The organism is Botrimarina mediterranea (genome assembly GCF_007753265.1).
GTDB lineage: Bacteria > Planctomycetota > Planctomycetia > Pirellulales > Lacipirellulaceae > Botrimarina > Botrimarina mediterranea.
Genome location: NZ_CP036349.1, coordinates 2,797,237 through 2,817,270, shown reverse-complemented (window position 1 = coordinate 2,817,270; position 20,034 = coordinate 2,797,237). Strand labels below are relative to the sequence as shown.

The window sequence follows — 20,034 nt, the reverse complement described above, 5'->3', positions numbered from 1 at the left end:
GTGCTCCACACTAGACTCATTCCCTTCATCGCGATCCTTGGCGCACTCGGCGTCTTGGCGGTTCCCCTATTGGCCGAGGACCCCGCCATCGACGACGCCACGATGCAGCGTGTCTACAGCCAGCTGCAAACACCGCACAAAGTCGGCCGTGTCCTTACGCCCGCCGAGGGCGAGATGTACGACTGTCCCAGCATCTTCTGCCACAACGGCCGTTGGTGGATGATCTTCGTGAGCATCAAGGAACTGGTCGGTTACGAGACGCGTCTCGCCGTCAGCGACAACCTCGTCGACTGGGAGATCGTCGGCACGATCCTCGGCTTCCGCGAAGACGGCTGGGACCGTTGGCAAGCCGACGGCGGCATCGCCCTGGTCGACACCGCTTGGGGCGGATCTTATGAACTCGCCCAACACGACGACAAGTACTGGCTCAGCTACTTCGGGGGCGCTAAGCAAGGCTACGAGACCGATCCGCTGGCGATCGGCATGGCGTGGTCCAAGGACCCCACGCAGGCCGGTGAGTGGACACGCCTCGTCGAGAACCCTGTCCTCAGCCCCGAGGACGAGGACGCCCGACCGTTCGAGCAAGCAACGCTCTACAAGAGCTCCATCTTCCATGACAAGACGCAATCGCTCGGCGCCCCCTACGTCATGTTCTACAACGGCAAGCAGAAAGGCGGCTGGGTCGAGCGTATCGGCGCCGCGGTCTCCGACGACATGGTCCACTGGCGCCGCCTCGGCGACGGACCGGTCATCGACAACGGCAAGGGCATCTCGGGTGACCCACAGATCATCCGCATGGACGACCTCTGGGTGATGCCGTACTTCGGCGCCGGCTGGAAACCGCGGGCGTTCGATACGTTCGCTGTGTCACGAGACCTCGTGAACTGGACGAAGTGGGAAGGGCCCAACCTCATTGAGCCCTCCGAGCCGTTCGACGAAACATTCGCTCACAAGCCGTGGTTCATCAAGCACGATGGCGTCGTCTATCACTTCTACTGTTCGGTGGGCGAAAAGGTGCGAGCGATAGCGCTGGCCACGTCGCAGCCGGTGGAAGCCACCGATGAGTAAGCTCGCCGCCATCCTTCTGGTACTGTGCGTCGGATCGAACGCCCGCGCTGAGAAGCCCGTCTGGGAGAACGAGCAGGTCTACCACCGCAACCGCCTCCCCGCACGAGCAACGTTCTGGCCGTTCGCGTCGGTAGAAGCGGCCCGTGTCGGCGATCGCGAAGTGTCGCCGCTAGTTAAGTCGCTCTGCGGCGATTGGCGGTTCGACTGGGCGCCAACGCCCGCCGATGCGCCCGCCGACTCTTGGCTGAATGGCTTTCCCTCTTCCTCTTGGGCGAGGCTGCCTGTGCCATCGAGCTGGCAGATGCACGGGTACGGAACGCCGATCTACAAGAGCTCGGGTTACCCGTTCCGCATCGCCCCGCCGCGCGTGACCTGCGAGCCGCCGTCAACTTGGACGACGTTCAAGGATCGCAATCCCGTCGGCAGCTATTGGCGCGAGTTCGAGACGCCACGCGAATGGCGAGGCAAACGCGTCTTCTTGCACTTCGCCGGCGTCGAAGGCGCTTTCGAGACGTGGGTCAATGGCGACTTCGTCGGCTACAGCGAAGGAAGCCGCTCGCCGGCGGAGTTCGAGGTCACGAGTCGGCTGCAGACCGGGGCCAACACCATCGCCGTGCGGGTCTATCGCTACAGCGACGGCAGCTATCTCGAAGACCAGGACATGTGGCGCCTCTCGGGCATCCACCGTGAGGTGCTGCTCGTCGCCACGCCCGCGGCACGGATCGCCGATTTCACCGTGCGTACCGACCTCGACTCCCATTACCGCGACGCCCAGCTCGCCATCGACATCAAGCTCGACGCCGATAATCCGCTCGATGGTTGGACCATTCGCGCCGACTTATTCGACACCGAAGGCGATGCGGTGCTAGCCGAATCTCTCCAGCACAAAGCCGAGCCCATCCTCAATCTCACAAGCGACGCCGCGGTCCTCGTCGAACGCACCCCACAACGCGGCGCCGGTCCGTTCGGCTGGCTGCATGCGACCGTTAAAGCGCCGCGACTCTGGACCGCCGAGACGCCCAACCTCTACCGGCTCGTCCTTTCGCTGGTGGATGACCACGGAAGCGTCGTGCAGACGACGGGATGCGATGTAGGCTTCCGTAAGATCGAGAGTCGAGACGGAAGGTTTCTCGTCAACGGTAAACCTATCAAGCTCCGCGGCGTCAACCGGCATGAGCACGACCCCGTCACCGGGCACACGCTGTCGCTTGAATCGATGCGTCGCGACATCGAGCTGATGAAACGCGCCAACATCAACGCCGTCCGCACCGCTCATTACCCCAACGACCCGCGGTGGTACGGGCTGTGCGACCGTCTCGGCATGTATGTCCTCAACGAAGCCGACCTCGAGACGCACGGTCTCCGCGGCAAGCTAGCGAATGAACCTAGTTGGGCGCCGGCGTTCATGGATCGCGTCGTCCGACTCGTCGAGCGGGACAAGAACCACCCCTCAGTGATCGGCTGGTCTCTCGGCAACGAGTCGGGCTGGGCGCCCAACTTCGCCGCCTGCGCAGCCTGGACAAAGGCGACCGATCCAACGCGGTTCGTACACTACGAAGGCGCCCAAGGTGAGCCCGACCCCGCGGCGGTCGATGTCATCAGCCGCTTCTACCCGCGGGTCCGCAACGCCTATCTGCACCCCGACCTGCCGCAAGACCCGGCAGCGGTGGAGCGGCCCGAGAACGCCCGCTGGGAGCGGCTGCTCGACATCGCCGATCGTCGCAACGACAGCCGGCCGATTCTGACCAGCGAGTACGCCCATGCGATGGGGAACGCCGTCGGCAACTTACCCGAGTACTGGCAAGAGATCTGGTCGAATGATCGCCTCCTCGGCGGATTCCTATGGGACTGGTCCGATCAGGGCCTGCTCACGAGGACGGTCGAGCGCAAGCCCTACATCGGCTACGGCGGCGCGTTCGACGACGAGCCCAACCACGGCGCCTTCTGCCTCAACGGCGTTGTCATGGCGGACCGATCGCTCACCGCCAAGTACGAAGAGGTACGGCGGGTTTACCAGCCGATCGCAATCGAGATGGTCGGCGCGCACCGCAATGAGGAAGGCGTCCGCGTCGCCCTGCGGGTTACTAATCGACGGGATCACGTCGGCCTCGACGGGCTCATCCCCCACTGGCGCCTCGATGTCGAAGGGAAGAGTATTGCCGAAGGCGATCTGCCGCCGCTCAGCACGCCTCAACGGACAACGCAGCCGCTTGTCCTCACCGTCCCCTTCGACAACACGCCGGGCGAACGCTGGTTACGTGTCTCGTTTCGTCAACCAAATGCCACCGCTTGGTCGCCGGCCCACTGGGAGATCGCCGCTGCACAATTCGCCTTACCCGCTACCGAAGTCCGGCAGGTATTGGGTAAAACCGCAGAGCCGCTTGAAGTGGAAGAGACGGCGGATAGCGTGCGGCTCAAGGGGCCGCGATTCACCGCTCGTTTCGATCGGCATACAGCGACGCTCGTTTCGTTGCAGTACGACGGCGCCGAAGTCCTCGCCCGACCCTTCACGCTGCAAGCCTACCGCGCCCCGACCGATAACGATCGCGGCTTCGGCTCATGGCTGGCGAAGGAATGGACCGATGCGGGTCTCGACCGACTCACTGTCGAGCCCGTCAGCGTCGCTGTTCAATCTCGGGACGTGTCGCAGACAACGATCGCAACCATTGTCGAAGCCAAGACGCACGGCGGCGCCATCCGTCTTGTAACAACATGGCGTATTAACGGCGCTGGCGAGATTGCCGCTGAATGCCGCTTCCAACCCACCGGTCGGTTGCCGCCCCTGCCGCGATTGGGCGTCGTGACTTCATTAGTCGCCGGCTTGGATCAACTCGATTGGTTCGGTCGCGGCCCGTGGGAGAGTTATCCCGATCGCCAAGCGGCGTGCGACATCGGCCGCTATCAAGGCGTTGTCTGCGAACAAGCGACGCCGTACCCGCGCCCGCAGGAGACTGGCTCTCATGAAGAGACGCGCTGGGCGGCAGTGACTGATAAGGACGGCAAGGGTCTCGTTGTCGCAGCGACGGGCGACCCCTTCGCGTTCTCGGCGCTCCCTTATACCGCCGCTGACCTCGCCACGGCGAAGCGCTGGGTCGATCTCAAGCCGCGCGCCGAGTCCGTCCTGTCGATCGACGCCGCTCAGTGCGGCCTGGGCAACAGCAGTTGCGGGCCGGGAGTGCTGAAGCGATACGCGGTGTTGCCCGTTGAGCACACGCTGCGATTCGCGATTGCGCCGCTCAGCGCTGACGAAGACCCCGCTGTGGTTGCTCGCCGTGAGCGCGCGGCTTTCAACTCGCAGGATCAGGCGCCTTGAAACACCCGCTTCAAGTACGCGACGTTCGCTCCGAAGTTACGCCGCACGTTGCGAGCGTCACTGGCGTCACGCGATCGCTCGACCACCAGCCAGCCCGACCAACCCATCGCGTCGAGCGCCGCTTTGACGGCGGCCATGTCGAGACGCGTATTGCTTTCCAGCCAAACGCCGTCCTCGTCGGTGGCGTGGATCTGGCAGATGCGTCCGGCGCCGAGCGTCTGCAATTCGGTGACCAGATCGCGGCCGTTCTGCAACGCGTTGGCGAAGTTGAAGTAGCTCCGCACGCCGGGCGAATCGACCTCGTCGATCAACTCGGCCTCACGGGACGCGTCGTAAGCGGTCTCGACGCCGAGGATGAACCCCGCGTCGGCCGCTCGCTCGCCACAGCGCTTGAGCCGCTCGACGACCGCGGGCCGCAATTCCGGATGCTTCACGAGGTCCGACTGCACACCCAGCGGCAAGAACGCGACCCGCACGCCCATCGCCTTCATCGTCTCCAGGCAGTCGCCCACCATTCGCGGCACAGTGGGCCGCTCAGCGAACGACTGCGCGTAGAAGCCCGACATCGCGATCGAAGAGATCGCCACGCCACGACTAGCGGACTCTTCAAGGAATTTCTCGCGCGTCGCAGCGTCGGCAAGGGCGCTGTCGAAGGTCTCACGCTGGCCGAGTCCGCCCATATCCACCTCGACGCCGTCGGCGCCGATCTCGTCGGCGAGACCAAACGCGCCGAGCTTCTGCCGCTTGAGGATCATCCAGTCGCACACGGCCACGCGGTAGCGCGGCGGCTCGGTTGCGGCGAAGGTCGGCTGCGTCACGCTAGCGACCGCGGCGGCTGCCGTTGTCTTCAGGAAGTCGCGTCGAAGCATCAGGGAAACCCCAGCGTAATGAGAAGTAATTCGACTAATAGCCTATCGCGGCGCGTTCGGCTCTCGTGGCTCCCTGTCTTGATAGCGGGCTTAGTCCTGTACATCGCAACGCCGCTAACATACGCCGGCGCGGCAGGAAGGCTCGACCACAAGGATGTAGGCCCCGCGGCGATGCCTGCCGAGATCGAACCGATCGCGGCGCCCTTCCCGATGCCGACGCTCGTACGCCCGAAGTTCGCCGATCGCGAAGTACGGCTGCCGCTGCCGCCGAAGCCGGGCGCCATACAACCGGCGATCGATCGGCTTGCTGAATCTGGCGGTGGGCGCCTCGTGGTTCCCACCGGCGATTGGCCGACCGGAAGAATTACATTGCGTTCGGGCGTCGACCTGCACCTCGAAGAGGGCGCCGTGCTTCGCTTCGCGGGCGAGATCGCCGACTACCTGCCGCCCGTGTTCACCCGCTGTGAAGGGCTCGAGATGATGGGCCTCGGCGGCCTCGTATACGCCCACAAGCAAGAGCGGATCGCTATCACCGGCCGCGGCGTCCTTCTCGGCCCGGATAGCGGCCCTGTGCGTGAGGCTCGCAAGGGACTGTCGGACGAGATTGTCGATCCCGAATCGCCAATCGCTTCGCGCGTCTTCGACGGGAAAGAAGATCGCCATTACTTCCGGCCGTACTTCATCTGTCCCGTTGATTGCCAAGACGTGCTCATCGAAGGCGTTACACTCCGCAACGGGCCGATGTGGAACGTCGTGCCGATCTACTGCAACCGTGTCGTCGTGCGCGGCGTGACGATCGACAGCCTCGGCGTTGTCAATGGCGACGGCGTCAACGTCGACTCGAGTCGCAACGTGCTCATCGAGTACTGTTCGACGAACACCGGCGACGACTGCTACGCCGTCAAGTCGGGCCGCAACGAAGATGGGCTGCGCGTTGACAAGCCGTCCGAGAACGTCGTCATCCGTCGCTGCTACGCCCAGGGCGGCTACGGTGGGTTTACCACCGGCAGCGAGACCGCCGGCGGCGTCCGCAACGTCTATGTCCACGACTGCGTATTCGACGGCGTCAGCTTCGGCGCCTACTTCAAGACGCGTCGGCCGCGCGGCGGCGGCGGCGACCACCTCGTCGTCGAGCGGCTAAGGCTACGCACCCTGAGTCACGCCATCTTCTTCGACATGATCGGCTCGCCGCTGTACGTCGGAGAACTCGGCGAGCGGCTGCCACGCCGACCCGTTGGCCCCGCAACGCCGCACTACCGCGGCATCACCGTCCGCGATGTCGTGGGGCAAGCCGGTGGCGACGCCGTCAAAGTGAAGGGCATTCCCGAAAGCCCCGCGACGCGGCTCGTCCTCGAACGGCTCAACCTCCAAAGCAAAGGCTCACTGAACCTGGCCGACGCCGTGGATGTCGTCGTGCGTGACTCTAAGATCATCGCCGAAGACCCGACGATCCGCCTGCTCGACGCCCAGGGCGTCGTCCTCGAGCGGGTCGATTTCGGGCTCGGAGGCGACCAGAGGCCCGCGGTTGAGGCCTCTGGCGAAAACGCCCAACCGCCGCGGTTCATCGACTAAACGCCCGCGGCCGCTGCCAGCGTAGGCTGCCTCACTCAGCGGACCGCCCACCCGCCGGTGAACTGGTCATCCGACAGATAGTTACTACTATAACAATATTGTCACTTCCGCTGGCGGTAGCGTCATGTTGCAGTACGACTTCGAGGCGAGCGTGGGCTACTGGATGGCGATGGGCCACCACGCCTTCATGCGTTCGCTCCAGCAGGCCCTCGCGCCGCACGGCATCACTTTCCGCCAAGCCCAGGTGCTCGGCTGCTTGGCGGCCGAAGGCCCGATGACGCAGCGTGAGATCGCCGACATGCTGCTCGTCGAGCCGCCGAACCTCGTCGGCGTGATCGACCGCATGGAAGAGGCCGGGCTCGTCCAGCGACGCCCCTGCGAGGACGACGCCCGTAAGAAGCTCATCCACCCGCTCCCCGCCGCGATGAAACAGTGGCGCCAGATCGCCGATTGCGGGCGCGCCGTCCGTGAACAAGCCGTCGCGGGTCTCAGCCGCCGCGATCAAGACGAGCTACACCGGCTCCTCACCGCTGTCCGCGAAAACCTCGAAGCCCCCGCCCTGGCCAGGTAACCATGTCCTCCCAGCCTTCCCTGCTGTTTGCGTTTGCGGCGGCTTCTTTGAGTGCCGTGGCCTACGCCCAACCTCCAGGCGCCCCGCCCCCCGGCGTGGTGATCGCGCCGGTCGAGTCGCGGACGGTCGCCGCCTCGCAGACCTTCGTCGGCACCGTCCAGCCGCTCCGCCGGGCGACGATCGGCAGCGCTGTCGCGGGTCGCGTCGTCGAGTTCCCGGTCAACCAGGGCGACCGCGTCGAAGCAGGGCAGACGCTTGCCCAGTTGCTTACCGACACGATCAACCTCGAACTCGACGCGGCGAAGGCCGAGCTCGAGCTTCGCCGCCAACGGCTCGCCGAATTACGGAATGGTCTGAGGCCCGAAGAGATCGCTCAGGCCCGCGCGCGGATGGCGGCCGCCCAGGCGCGTCGGGACTTCGCCAACGCCCGCAGCAGCCGTGTCGAAAAGGTCTATCACCAACAGCAGGTCATCACCGACGACGAGTACGAAGAGGCGATCGCCCTAGCGGCCGAGGCCGAGGGGGCGTACCTCGAAGCGAAAGCAGCCTACGACCTGGCCGTCGCAGGGAATCGTAAAGAAGTGATCGCGCAGGCCGCCGCCGAGGTCGCCATGCAAGAAGCCGTCACCGAACGGCTCGCCGACCAGCTCACCAAGCACACCATCATCTCTCGATTCGCCGGCTACGTCGTCACCGAGAGCACCGAGGAAGGCCAGTGGGTTAACCAGGGCGATCCCGTCGCCGAGGTCATCGCCGTTGATGAGGTCGAGGTCGTCGCCCAGGTTGTCGAGCAGAGCATCCCGTTCGTCATGCCTGGATCGGAGGTCAACATCGAAGTGCCGGCGCTCAAAGGCCGCTTCTTCGTCGGTCGTGTGTCGGAGATCATCCCGCAAGGCGACGAGCGTTCGCGGACATTTCCCGTGAAGATCGTCGTCACCAACGAGATCACCGACGCCGGCCCCGTGCTCAAGCCCGGCATGTACGCGCGGGTGAGACTCCCGATCGGCGCCGAACAGCAGGCGACCATGGCGCCCAAGGACGCGATCGTCCTCGGCGGCGCGCAGCCGATGGTCTACGTCGTTGACGGCGACACCCGGCAGGGGGGCGAGGGCAAAGTGACTCCCGTCCCCGTGAAGCTCGGCGTCGCGGTTGGCGCGCTGATCGAGGTCGATGGCGCCCTCGAATCCGGGCAGTTCGTCGTCGTCGAAGGGAACGAACGCCTCCGTCCCGGGCAAGCGATCCGTATCGGAAGCGTCAACGAGCCCGCCGCTGCTTTCGCCGTCGATGGCCCCACCGCCCCCCTTAAAGCAACGAGCCGCTGACGATGAACCTCGTTGACTCCTTCATCAGCAACCCGGTCAAGGTCGCCGTCGGCGTCTTGCTGGTGGCGCTGTTCGGCTATGTGGCGTTCGACCGGATGCCGATGCAACTCACGCCCGAGGTGCAGACGCCCACGATCACCGTCACCACGATGTGGGCCGGCGCCAGCCCGCAAGAGATCGAGCGCGAGATCACCATCGAGCAAGAGGAACAACTCAAGGGTGTCGAGGGCGTCCGCAAGCTGACCAGCGAGAGCGCCGACTCGCAGAGCACGATCATCCTCGAGTTCAATGTCGGCGAGGACATGGACCAGGCGCTGCTCAAGGTCAACAGCCGCTTGCAGCAGGTGCCCGAGTACCCCGAGGACGCCGACCAGCCGGTCATCATCACCGCCAACTCATCGAGCCGGCCGATCGCCTGGTTCATCCTCGGCCCCGCCCCGCCGACCGCAGCACAGCTCGACGAGTTCGCGGCGGCCCATCCCGACCTCAAAGGCGAGATCGAGAAGATCAAGACCACCGACAACGTCGGCCTGCAGCTGCTCCGCATCCGCCGGCTCGCCGCCGATCATCCCGAGGCTGAAGCGCTAAAGCCCCAGCTCGAGCAAGAGATCCCCACGCTCCTCCGCTTCGCGGAAGACGAGATCGAGGCCCGCTTCGAGCGCGTCGGCGGCGTCTCACAGGCCAACGTCATGGGCGGGCTCGAAGACGAGCTACAGGTCGTCGTCGATCCCGAGAAGCTCGCCGCCCGGCAGGTGACGCTCACCCAGGTCCGCGACGTGCTCCGCGGGCAGAACAAGGACACCTCCGCCGGCGACTTCTGGGAAGGCAAACGCCGGTACGTGGTGCGGGCGCTGAGCGAGTTCCGCTCGCCCGAGCAGGTCGAAATGCAGCTCTTGGCGGTGCGTGACGGGGCGCCGGTCTACGTCCGCGACGTCGCCGAGGTCCGGCTCGGTCACAAGAAGCCAACGGGCGTGATGCGGCGATTCGGCGAGTCCTGTATCGGCGTCAACTGCATCCGCGAAACGGGCGCCAACGTCCTCGACGTCATGGCCGGCCTCCGCACGACGACTGCGGAGATTAACAACGACCTCCTCGCCCCCCGCGGCCTGCTGCTGACGCAGGTCTACGACGAGACCGACTACATCAACTCGTCGGTCGATCTGGTGCAGAGCAACATCTTTGTTGGCGGCGCGCTGACGATGTTGGTGCTGATGGCCTTCCTGCACTTCGGCTTCCGCGCAGTCGTCTTCGGCCCGGCAATCCTCGCGACGGCGATTGCGGCGACTTACGTATCGCCGTGGTGGTTCGCGGTCAGCCTCGCGCTGATCGTCGGCGCCGGTTTCTGGTTCGCCCGCGGCGCGTTGGTGGTCGGGCTGGCGATCCCGATCAGCATCATCGGCACCTTCCTCGTGCTCGGCATGCTCGGGCGCTCGCTCAACGTCATCAGCCTCGCCGGCCTCGCCTTCGCCGTGGGCATGCTCGTCGATAACGCGGTTGTCGTGCTGGAGAACATCTACCGGCGTCGTTCGCTTGGCGAGACGCCGCTGGTGGCCGCCGCGCGTGGCACCCAGGAAGTCTGGGGCGCCGTGGTCGCCTCGACGCTGACGACGGTCGCTGTGTTCTTGCCGGTGGTCTTCGTCGAAGAACAAGCCGGCCAGCTCTTCCGCGACATCGCCCTGGCGATCACCGCCGCGGTGAGCCTGTCGCTGATCGTCTCGGTGATCGTGATCCCGACCGTCGCTTCCCGGCTGCTGACCGAGGTCCCCGACCAGCCCGACGAACCACAAGGCCAGGCCAACCGCCTCGCTTTGGTGAATCGCCTCGGCGCCGGCTTCACTGGCGGCATCGTCGGCTTGAACGCCTGGATCCAAGGCGGCCTGCTCCGGAAGTTCGCCACGATCGCCACGCTGGTCGGCGTCTCGGCCGGCGTGAGTTACGTGCTCTGGCCACGCGTCGAGTACCTGCCGACCGGCAACCGCAATCTGGTCTTCGGCATCATCTTGCCGCCGCCGGGGTACAACATCGATCAGATGATGTCTCTCGGCGAGACCGTCGAGCGCGAGCTGCAACCCTACTGGGACGTCGATTCCTCGACCGATCTATCGAAGCTCGACGGTCCGGCGATCGAGGACTTCTTCTTCGTCGTCCGCGGCCGGCAAGTCTTCATGGGCGTCCGCGCCAAAGACCCGCTGCGCTCGGCCGAGCTGGTGCCGATCGTCTCTCGCGTCGGCGCCAAGCTCCCCGGCGCCTTCGCCGTCGCCAAGCAATCGAGCCTCTTCGAGGACGGCCTCACCGCCGGCCGCACGGTGGACATCGAGATCACCGGCCCCGATATCGAGCGGCTCGTGAAGCTTGGCCAAGTGGCGATGGGCGCCGTGACCCAGCACTTGCCCGGATCGCAGGCCCGACCCGCGCCGAGCCTCGACCTCTCCAACCCCGAGGTCCACGTCGAGCCCAAGCTGCTGCAAGCGGCCGAGACGCAGATGAACGCTACCGACATCGGCTTCGCCGTCGATGCGTTGGTGGACGGCGCCTACGTTGGCGACTACTTCCTCGAGGGCAAGAAGATCGACCTCACGGTCATCGGCGAGAACCGCTTCGCCAACCAGACGCAGAAGGTCGGCGCCGCCCCGGTGGCGACGCCGCTCGGGCAGCTTGTCCCCCTCAACGCGCTGGCCGACATCAAGCTCGCCAGTGGCCCCGAGCAGATCAACCACCGCGAACGCGTCCGCGCGATCACGATCGAGGTCTCGCCGCCGCCCGAGGTAGCGCTCGAAGACGCGATGCTGACGATCCAGCAAAAAGTGATCCCGGCGATGCAAGAGACCGGCCTGCTCGAAGGACCTTACTCGATCGGCCTCGCCGGCACCGCCGACAAGCTGCGTGAGACCTGGGATTCTCTGCGTTTCAACGTCATGCTCGCCTTGTTGATCACGTACCTCTTGATGGCGGCGCTGTTCGAGTCGTGGCTCTACCCGCTGGTGGTCATCCTCACCGTCCCGCTCGGCGCCGTGGGCGGCGTGCTCGGCCTCGCGGTGTTGAACGTCTTCGTCACCCAGCCGCTCGACGTGCTGACGATGCTCGGCTTCGTCGTGCTGATCGGGACGGTCGTCAACAACCCGATCCTCATCGTCCACCAAGCGCTCAACCACATCCGCGAAGACGGCTACACGCCGCGGGAGGCGGTGCTTGAGAGCGTGCGGACGCGCGTCCGGCCGATCTTCATGACGACCGTCACCACGGTGCTCGGCCTGGCGCCGCTGGTGCTCTTCCCCGGCGCCGGCAGCGAACTGTACCGCGGCCTGGGCTGCGTCGTGCTCGGCGGCCTGTTGGTGTCCACCGTCTTCACGCTGGTGCTCGCCCCGACGTTGTTCACGCTAACGCTCGAAATGAAGGAGGGCCTACGGTCGCTCCTCTGGGGCCGGCGCGCACGCATGAAAGTCGTCGAGGCCGACGACGCCGAGCCGAGGATGGCGGTTTAGTGCGTAGGTCACGCGGGCGTGATTTGGCTTCTTGACTGAGGCGCTTCTCGCCAAGGCTGACGCGACCGCCGTCGCTTGGTTGGGGATAGAACGCCCGTATTCGAAACCGGAGCCCCGGGCTGGACTCGTGTCGGATTGTGGCGGTGGGCTCAGTCCCTCCCCCAGCACGCTTTCCGTCGATGACTCAGTTGATCTGAGCGCTCTCGATTTCGTCGAGCGCGAGATACGCGGCGGCAATACTCTCACCGGCTAGTTTCCTCTTCCACGTCTCTGCGGAGGGATTCCCTGTACGCAGGACACGGAGGTAGAGCCACACCGAGACGCCGAAACCGACGACTCCCACGATCAGCGACGGGTAGATCGAGTTCGGGTACAACACGAAGTCGAATCCCAAAGCGACCGCTACCGGAATCCACATCAGCCACCACACGAAGCCGATGAGGACGCCCGCACGCAGGTAGCCGCTGCGCAGGCTGTCCAATTTCTCTCGGATATCGCGGACCGGCTTCGAGTAGTCGATCCGTCGGACCCTCGTGCAAACCAGTAGCGCCTGAGCGAACACGAGCACGCCGTAGACGTGCAGGATGACTCCGTTCACCACGCGGTGGGGGACATCCGTGTTACGGGCCCAGCACTGCGCGCCGAGGGCGATAAGCGCCACTCCCAACACCGCCTGCAGCAACTGCCAGCGGAAGAGCGGGCGCAGCGATTGCTCGATGCGGTCCATGAGTTGACGGCGGGTCAGCAGCATCCTGCCGGCGAGCTCTTGCTGCGCGATGTTCGCCGTGCCGGCGCCAAGGTCGTCCCGCGAACTGGATTCGTAGATGACCGTCCGCGCCTCGGCTGGGTCGCCGGCCGCAACGCCTTGCGAAGCGATCGATTCCATGTCGGACTTCACCTGGCTGGCGCGCTGGTAGCGACGCCGCGGCTCTTTCTCAAGCGTGCGCAGCACGACTTCATCAAGCCGAACGTCGATCTTCACTTTCTTCGACGGCGCCGAGAACCGCCCAATGGGGAGTTCCCCGGTGAGCATCTCGTAGAACACGACGCCCAGCGAATAAATGTCCGCTCGGTGATCGACGCTGCGCGTGCCCTCGAGCTGCTCGGGCGCCATGTAGCGGGGCGTGCCCATAATCTGGTGCGTCCCCGTGAGGGCCTCTTGTTGGCCTTCATCCCCCAGGATCCGTGAGAGTCCGAAGTCGGCGATCTTCACCGTCCCATCGGCGGCGATCAGGATGTTCTCGGGCTTGATGTCGCGGTGGACGATCCCCTTGTCGTGGGCGTACTGTAGCGCGTCGCAGAGGTGCGGCACGATCGCCAGCGCGTGCTCGGGCGACAGCTGCCCCGCGGTCACGATGTCGCGGAGCGTCGAGCCGTCGACGAACTCCATCAGGAAGTAATACGTCTCTCCGACGTTGCCGAACTCGTGCACCGACACGATGTTCGGATGGCTCAGCTTAGCGAGGGTCCGCGCCTCCCGCGTAAAGCGGAGGGCGAACTTCACGTCGTGATCGAACTCCGACGGCAGCACCTTCAGCGCCACCAGTCGATCGAGCCCCGGTTGCCGCGCCTTGTAAACCGCGCCCATCCCGCCGGCGCCAACCAGCTCGATGATCTCCAGCGAAGGGAATAGTTCCGCTAGTTGCCCCACGGTCGGCGGTTGCAACGCGCCGGCCCGTACCGGAGCATCCGCCAGCGCGTCGTTGACGACCGCGGCGCGGTCGGGGAACCGATCCAGGTACTCTTGCTTCGTCGGCGTTTCACCGCGGCGCCGCCGGTAGTCGATGTCCAGAACGACCAATTCCGCCAGCAAGACGTCACGCTCCAGCGTCGAGGCGTCGGCTGTCCGTGCCGATTCAACCATCAGCACCGATTCGATCGTCGGCGGCTCGTCGGATTGCCACTTCCGCTCAAACTCGGCGCACAAATCATCGATGCGTTCCAGGGCCGCGATCGGCAGCTTCTTCTGGCGGATGTTCATCGGCTTCAATCGTCTCCTGCTGACATTTCTCGCGGATCAAGTGCAGACGACGCTCGATCGTCCGTTCGGAGCAGCCGAATCGGCGGGCGATTTCGGCGTTCGTGTACCCCTCTAACTTGGCCACCGCTACTTCTCCGAGCGGGCCGACACCCAATTCAGAAAAAAGTTGCTGCACGGATTCCTGCATCATCAGCGCCATTTCCGGCGACGGCTCGTCACCGATGGCTTCGATGACCTGCTCGCCGTCCCCGGCGTGGTCGAGGGAGTGGAGCCGGACGTCTCCGCCACGCCGCTGCCTCCGGTCGCGCCGCCGCTTGTCGACCACCTTCCTGGCCGCCATCCGCAGCAAGAGCCGCCACAGATCGTCACGATCGGACAGGTCGGGGAAACGCCCCTTCTCGGCCGCGTCGTAGAAGCTGTCGAACACGCTCAGCGCGATGTCCTCCTCGTCCGTGACGGCGCGATCGCTCCCATGCAACCGGGCGCGGACCGACCGCACTAGGCGGGTGAAGTAGTGACGCCATAGGCGATTCGCGGCGGCCGAATCGCCCGCCTTCACCAAATCAATCCAGTGGCTGACATTCGTGCTATCGGACATTTAAGTAAGCGGAAAGTCACCAAGAGAACCGGGAGATGCGAGGGGGGCGCCGCCCCAGGATACCAGATCCGCTGGCGCCACCGACTCTTACGCTCGCCCGACAGGACGACGTTCGCAGCCGTCCGATCTATCGATGCTCGAGTGGCTCCTTAAAACCGCCTTGGTGGAGACAGCTCAGGGCGGATGCAAGAATCGCCGTTGTTGAGCTTGGGCAACTCGCTGTGCCCTAGCTCATCGAGCTAGGCGCCGAGGTCTTATTCGAGATTTGACGCCGCTGTGCCTTGGCGAAGTCGCCTCCAGGGGGCGGATGATGCACCCGACGCCAGATGGGCAATTTGCAAAGTGCCCGAAGTCAGCTGTAACGCTGCGACGATGAGGCGCACCGAAGGTGCTGAGGAGTTTCACTTCGACGCGTCGCAGAGACTGGTCGTATCTTGCCAAGGTGATGTTCACCGACAGCAGTTTGGCGGGGTCACAATCGAACTTGGATGATGCTACCTACCTGAGGAACGAGATCGGTGGGGTCGATGAAGTGTGTTCCATCGATTGCAGTTCCGCGAAACCAGCTGGCAAATCTTCGAGCTATGACGATTTGCGGCCTATGCATCGCGCCGCCTACTATCGGTCCGATGTCGAACGGGTGATACTCTCTCTAGTCGGACTTGGCGCCTCTACGCATCATCTTGTCTGTCCTGGCACAAACTTCCCCCGAAAAGCCATCAGCAATGAAAGCAATACATTTCCCAAGTCTGGCCGTCGCCGCGTTCGCGATCGCCATCACTACGTTTGTTGGCTGCAGCGAAACGAACGACGCCATTTCTTTAGCGGACAAAGCTGACAAAGCGGAAGGCGTCTCCGCCCCCAGCATCGAAGAAACCAAGGCCATTGCCGAGGAAGGATTCATCTACGGTCTGCCGATCGTGATGAACTACGCGGTGATGAACGAATACGCCGTCAATCAGGACTCGGGGCAGTTCAAGGCGCCGTTCAACGAAATCCTCAATGAACCGCGCGTATTCACCTACAAGGACACCGCGGTCATCACGCCGAACAGCGACACGCCTTACTCGCTGGCCTGGCTGGACCTACGAGCCGAGCCAATCGTGCTGTCGGTGCCTCCGGTGGATAAGGATCGCTATTTCTCGGTAATGCTCTGCGACGGCAATACCTACAACTATGGGTACATGGGCAGCCGGGCCACGGGCAACGAGCCTGGCGACTACATGGTCGTTGGCCCCGATTGGAAAGGCGAGAAACCCGAAGGCATCAAGCAGGTCTTCACTTCGACCACCCCGTTCTCACTAGCCGCCTACCGGACCCAGCTCTTCAATCCGGACGATATGCCGAACGTGATCAAGGTGCAGGATGGCTACAAGGTTCAGCCCCTCTCCTCCTACCTGAAGAAACCCGCCCCTCCCGGGGCGCCGAAGATTGACTTCCTTCCTGCAACAACCGCCGGGATCAAGGAAAACTTCTTTCAGTACCTGGACGCGGCCCTCGAGTTCGTCCCGCCGGCGGAAGACAGCAAAGAGATTCGCTCAAAGCTCGCCAGCATCGGCGTCGGCCCCGGTAAGACCTTCGACTTCAAGGACCTCTCCCTGGAACACAAGGCCGCCGTCGGCATCGCGATGAAGGAGGGCGATGAGAAGGTGAGCAAATGGCTGGCCGACGGAACCAAGAAAGTCAACGGCTGGAACATCGGTTCCTTCTTCGGCGACCAGGAGTTCTTCAACGGCGATTGGCTGATGCGCGCCGCGGCGGCAAAGGGAGGGATTTACGGCAACGATGCTGTGGAAGCCGCCTACCCGCTCACCCGCGTGGATGAGAAGGGCGAAACCCTCGACGGGAGCAAGTACAACTACACGCTGACCTTCCCGGCGGATGGATTCCCCCCCGTTAACGCCTTCTGGTCGGTGACCATGTACGACGGCAAGACCCAGTTCCTGATCAAGAATCCCATCGACCGCTATCTCATTAATTCGCCGATGGTCCCCAACATGAAAAAGAACGACGACGGCTCGCTGACCATCTACATCCAGAAGGACAGCCCCGGCGACGACAAGGAAAGCAACTGGCTTCCCGCTCCGGACGGGCCGATCTACCTCGCCATGCGACTGTACTGGCCGAAGACCGAAGAACCTTCGATCCTTCCCCCGGGCGAAGGCGCCTGGAAGCCCCCCGTCCTCGTGAAGGCGGAATAAACTAGAGCCTCGCCATCGTCCACTCTTGAGTACAAGACATCCTCCCAATGCTTGCAACGCTTAATATGACATGCACCCGAGTCGGGCTTGTAGCGGTTGTTTTATCGTTTGGCTATTCAGTCCCAATCGAGTGATTTCATTGATTAGCTGCCAGGAGGGATCCTTCGATGCCCCTTCAAAGGCGCGACTGCGGACTGAATCGTAGCCGTCGTTTCCATGCGCCATCAAACTGCCTCTGTTGGACCAACCGCTCCCGACGGCGCTGTAGCGCAACTCGCTGAGGTGCAGCTCACCTTGGTCAGTTGCGGGATCGCCATTGCTTCGTCGGTTTCATCGTCCTTAGTATCGAGGCTTAATGCCGACGCGGCGGGTAGTCTACGTCTTAGTGATACCCCCGCGTTTACTGCGATGCTCCTGACGCTTGCCACAGCAGCGCACTCAAGGAAGCTCTTCGCTCTGCGGCGTGACTGGAATGTCGGCATCGATCGACTTGAGCAAGCGATAACTTCCCTCAGCCAAGGCAACCAGGACCAACGGGATCAAGACCAGGTAGGCGTAGTCCTCCACGAAGCCTCCGGTCGACTCCGTTGGTTGGCCAAGCGCCAAATAAAGAGGAAAGTAAAACAACACGACTGAAATCCAAGAGACGAAACCGGCGCCGAGAGGCACGACGCGGGCTTTCCGCCACCTTGCCGAAAAGCGACGGAGGCGTAGCCAGCCAGCATAAATCGTCCCCAAGGCCGCGGCGACAACGGCTGCCGCGAGCGTCATCGAGAACACGTACAAAGCTTTACGCCATAACGCGGCATCGGTCTGGCCGGTGTCCATGGCGCCCGCCGCCATCCCCAAGCCGATGCCAATCACCGCGAATGCCCATGCGCCGATCACGAAGTACATGAAGGCGTGTCTCGCCGTCAGTCTCGAAGCAGGCATTCGGGCACCGCTTGCTGGAAGTCCGTTGCATACGACATTGTCACTAAGGGATAGTTTGCATCGGCATCCCCAACAGATCCATGACGGGTAGCACTGAGCGTCCTCCAACTTGTCGATGGGCAGCTTACCTCAGCAGCTAATGACGACTGCGGAACCACCATCGGCGTCATCGTCTTGGGCGTCGGGGCTCTCCGCCGACGCGCCGGGCGCCCCTGAGTTCTCAGCAAGCGTGGCCTGGGTCGCATCCTACGCGTCCCCCTGGGAAGCCGAGCGCCGCCAGCGATCCACCAGCGCCGGCGAGCCGGGAGCGTCAGCGACCGGAGTGCGCGACGGACACGCTCGCCATACGTGGACCCGCATCCCTCCGGTCGCTGACGCTCCCGGCTCGCCGGTGCTGAACCCCTGGAAAACACGGGGGTTTTGCCGGCGCCTTCTGTGGGGCCCATAGAGGGCCCTTCCGTGCGTCGCGAGCCCGGGTCGACACTCGGACCAAAGACGCCGCGGAAGGCTCCGCAAAGGCCCTTTATTCGCATCTGGACGCGTGTTCATGCCCACTGGGTCTCGTTCGGCTATCGAACCGATTTTCAGCGCGTCTCAAGGCCAACGTTGGGCGTTCGCTTTGCGAAGTAGACGACCAGCTGGAGAGGCTACCCGCGGCTAGCGCCGACGGCTCAGAATCCCTCGTTCCTCCCCCCTCCTTTTCCTGAGCTAGGCTTCTCAATGGCCTCGCCGATCCCTAGGTCGTGGTCTGCGCGGAGGCTCTTCACGGGGGAGTAGCGTCATGTCGAAGCATCAGCGGAAGCGGGTATTTGTCGATCGCGATATCCAGGGCGGACTCGTCTGGATCGCGGCTCGCTATTGGGCCCTCAGCCTCACGGTCGTTGGGATGCTGACGGTTGTCGGGTGGGTCTTTATCGCGCCCGGCATCGCCCAGCTCGTCGAGTCGCCCGAACAACTGCGGTCGCTGATCTCGTGTTTAATTATGGGGCTGGTGGCCGCGGCGGCGTTGCTGCCGGTGGTGCTATTAGATCTGGTGAAGTTCTCGCACCGCTTTGCGGGTCCGATGGTGCGGCTGCGCGAGTCGATGCGCCGCGCGGCCGCGGGCGAGCACGTCGATCCGATCCGCTTCCGTGACGGCGACTACTGGCAAGACTTGGCCGAGGCGTTCAACGCCATGCAGGCCCGCATCGACCGGTCGGAGCAGGTCCGCACCAAAGACGTCGCTTGACGGACTGCCGCAATGCGAAGTTTTCTTCGCAATGCCTCACAGTTGTGACCTACGTTTTCTATTGGGCGGAGAGGTAACCCGCACTCGCCCCGGCCGCTTCGGCGGCCGCTCTTCTAACGAACTCGTCCAAGTAGGGCGTTGGCGGGACGCCCAGCCCGGAGAAGGCGCAATGACCTCATCGGTCGCACGTCGAGCCCTGCGCGGTTCGGCAATGGCGTTGGCCCTGCTCGTCGCCGCGAACCCTGCCTCGGGGGGTGATGGTGATGTCGTCGAGATCGAGGAGCACTGGTCGCTCGCCGTCGGCGGCCCAGACGCGCTCCGGACGGCGCCGCAAGTCAGCATGGTGATGTCTCCTGCGGGCGGCATCGACAGCGACTTCTTTCTGCTGAGCCTCAACCACTGGAGCTATCCCGGCTTCGAGCCCGGCGGCGTCCAGCTGCAACACTGGAACGGTGAGAATTGGCGTTCGAGCAAGTCGGCTTCGAACGAGTTGCCGCTCGACACCGACGGCGAGACGATCCGTTGGGCGCAGCGGTTGACGCTATCGGATTGCAGCCTGACCTACGAGGTGTTCAACGCCGAGTCCACGACCTGGGGTAACTTCGCCGCTGGTGAAGCGCTCAAGATCACTACCCACACCGAGCTGGCGCGGCTCAATGGCTACCTGCCGGCGACTTCTCTCACGGAGTCGGGCATCGGCTACGCGGGCAACCGTGTCTCGTCGTTGGTGCTCGAGAAGCTCCGTTGGCGGTTCGACGGCGATGACGAGTACCAAGAGATGGTCGCGCCGATCGACATCGACGCCGACCTCGACCCCTGACGGGTCGCTGAAGACGTGTTGTTGTGTAAGCATCGGCCTCTGGTTTCGCGGGCGAAGCGAACTCTCCGACGATCCT

13 protein-coding genes are annotated in these 20,034 nt (G+C 64.0%); 9 read left to right on the top strand and 4 right to left on the bottom strand.

Annotation, left to right across the window (positions count from 1 at the left end):
- Together Spa11_RS10995 and Spa11_RS10990 are read left to right on the top strand one after the other, a co-directional pair.
- Positions 1-1,068, top strand: a complete 1,068-nt coding sequence (locus tag Spa11_RS10995; protein ID WP_145112139.1) for a glycoside hydrolase family protein — start codon at positions 1-3, stop codon at positions 1,066-1,068.
- Entirely contained in the window at positions 1,061-4,381 is a 3,321-nt protein-coding gene (locus tag Spa11_RS10990; RefSeq protein ID WP_145112137.1) for a glycoside hydrolase family 2 TIM barrel-domain containing protein, read from the top strand. Before Spa11_RS10995 ends, Spa11_RS10990 begins: the two co-directional genes overlap by 8 nt.
- Here Spa11_RS10990 and Spa11_RS10985 read toward each other — a convergent pair.
- On the bottom strand, positions 4,369-5,250 hold the full coding sequence (locus Spa11_RS10985) for a sugar phosphate isomerase/epimerase family protein (protein ID WP_145112135.1): 882 nt from the start codon (positions 5,248-5,250) through the stop codon (positions 4,369-4,371). The genes Spa11_RS10990 and Spa11_RS10985 overlap by 13 nt on opposite strands.
- 171 nt (positions 5,251-5,421) lie before the next feature.
- On the opposite strand from Spa11_RS10985, the gene Spa11_RS10980 reads away from it, so the two are divergent.
- The 4 genes from Spa11_RS10980 (at position 5,422) to Spa11_RS10965 (ending at position 12,197) form a co-directional block, all read left to right on the top strand.
- A complete protein-coding gene (locus Spa11_RS10980) occupies positions 5,422-6,822 on the top strand; it encodes a glycoside hydrolase family 28 protein (RefSeq protein WP_145112133.1) in 1,401 nt (466 codons plus the stop codon).
- A gap of 124 nt (positions 6,823-6,946) precedes the next feature.
- Positions 6,947-7,393, top strand: a complete 447-nt coding sequence (locus Spa11_RS10975) for a MarR family winged helix-turn-helix transcriptional regulator (RefSeq protein WP_145112131.1) — start codon at positions 6,947-6,949, stop codon at positions 7,391-7,393.
- A 2-nt stretch (positions 7,394-7,395) separates the two neighbouring features.
- Positions 7,396-8,715, top strand: a complete 1,320-nt coding sequence (locus Spa11_RS10970; protein WP_145112129.1) for an efflux RND transporter periplasmic adaptor subunit — start codon at positions 7,396-7,398, stop codon at positions 8,713-8,715.
- Positions 8,716-8,717: 2 nt separating this feature from the next.
- On the top strand, positions 8,718-12,197 hold the full coding sequence (locus Spa11_RS10965) for an efflux RND transporter permease subunit (protein WP_145112127.1): 3,480 nt from the start codon (positions 8,718-8,720) through the stop codon (positions 12,195-12,197).
- Positions 12,198-12,381: 184 nt separating this feature from the next.
- On the opposite strand, the gene Spa11_RS10960 is transcribed toward Spa11_RS10965, so the two are convergent.
- Together Spa11_RS10960 and Spa11_RS10955 are read right to left on the bottom strand one after the other, a co-directional pair.
- On the bottom strand, positions 12,382-14,178 hold the full coding sequence (locus Spa11_RS10960) for a serine/threonine-protein kinase (protein ID WP_231933239.1): 1,797 nt from the start codon (positions 14,176-14,178) through the stop codon (positions 12,382-12,384).
- Entirely contained in the window at positions 14,126-14,776 is a 651-nt protein-coding gene (locus tag Spa11_RS10955; RefSeq protein WP_145112126.1) for an ECF-type sigma factor, read from the bottom strand. The genes Spa11_RS10960 and Spa11_RS10955 overlap by 53 nt, the downstream gene beginning before the upstream one ends.
- A gap of 683 nt (positions 14,777-15,459) precedes the next feature.
- Between Spa11_RS10955 and Spa11_RS10950 the strand changes: the two genes are divergently transcribed.
- Entirely contained in the window at positions 15,460-16,977 is a 1,518-nt protein-coding gene (locus Spa11_RS10950) for a DUF1254 domain-containing protein (RefSeq protein WP_231933238.1), read from the top strand.
- A 438-nt stretch (positions 16,978-17,415) separates the two neighbouring features.
- Here Spa11_RS10950 and Spa11_RS10945 read toward each other — a convergent pair whose 3' ends face one another.
- Positions 17,416-17,874: a hypothetical protein gene (locus tag Spa11_RS10945; protein WP_145112124.1), complete on the bottom strand. Its 459-nt coding sequence runs from the start codon at positions 17,872-17,874 to the stop codon at positions 17,416-17,418.
- 817 nt (positions 17,875-18,691) lie between these two features.
- Between Spa11_RS10945 and Spa11_RS10940 the strand changes: the two genes are divergently transcribed.
- Together Spa11_RS10940 and Spa11_RS10935 are read left to right on the top strand one after the other, a co-directional pair.
- Entirely contained in the window at positions 18,692-19,138 is a 447-nt protein-coding gene (locus Spa11_RS10940) for a HAMP domain-containing protein (RefSeq protein WP_145112120.1), read from the top strand.
- A gap of 169 nt (positions 19,139-19,307) precedes the next feature.
- Entirely contained in the window at positions 19,308-19,958 is a 651-nt protein-coding gene (locus tag Spa11_RS10935) for a hypothetical protein (RefSeq protein WP_145112117.1), read from the top strand.
- Positions 19,959-20,034: the final 76 nt, after the last annotated feature.

What these genes read in the sequence shown, in the direction of transcription:
- Spa11_RS10955 (WP_145112126.1), bottom strand. Translation starts at nt 14,776, where the DNA reads ATGTCCGATAGCACGAATGTCAGCCACTGGATTGATTTGGTGAAGGCG.
- Spa11_RS10940 (WP_145112120.1), top strand. Translation starts at nt 18,692, where the DNA reads ATGTCGAAGCATCAGCGGAAGCGGGTATTTGTCGATCGCGATATCCAG.
- Spa11_RS10975 (WP_145112131.1), top strand. Translation starts at nt 6,947, where the DNA reads ATGTTGCAGTACGACTTCGAGGCGAGCGTGGGCTACTGGATGGCGATG.
- Spa11_RS10945 (WP_145112124.1), bottom strand. Translation starts at nt 17,874, where the DNA reads ATGTACTTCGTGATCGGCGCATGGGCATTCGCGGTGATTGGCATCGGC.
- Spa11_RS10960 (WP_231933239.1), bottom strand. Translation starts at nt 14,178, where the DNA reads ATGAACATCCGCCAGAAGAAGCTGCCGATCGCGGCCCTGGAACGCATC.
- Spa11_RS10965 (WP_145112127.1), top strand. Translation starts at nt 8,718, where the DNA reads ATGAACCTCGTTGACTCCTTCATCAGCAACCCGGTCAAGGTCGCCGTC.
- Spa11_RS10935 (WP_145112117.1), top strand. Translation starts at nt 19,308, where the DNA reads ATGACCTCATCGGTCGCACGTCGAGCCCTGCGCGGTTCGGCAATGGCG.
- Spa11_RS10990 (WP_145112137.1), top strand. Translation starts at nt 1,061, where the DNA reads ATGAGTAAGCTCGCCGCCATCCTTCTGGTACTGTGCGTCGGATCGAAC.
- Spa11_RS10985 (WP_145112135.1), bottom strand. Translation starts at nt 5,250, where the DNA reads ATGCTTCGACGCGACTTCCTGAAGACAACGGCAGCCGCCGCGGTCGCT.
- Spa11_RS10980 (WP_145112133.1), top strand. Translation starts at nt 5,422, where the DNA reads ATGCCTGCCGAGATCGAACCGATCGCGGCGCCCTTCCCGATGCCGACG.
- Spa11_RS10970 (WP_145112129.1), top strand. Translation starts at nt 7,396, where the DNA reads ATGTCCTCCCAGCCTTCCCTGCTGTTTGCGTTTGCGGCGGCTTCTTTG.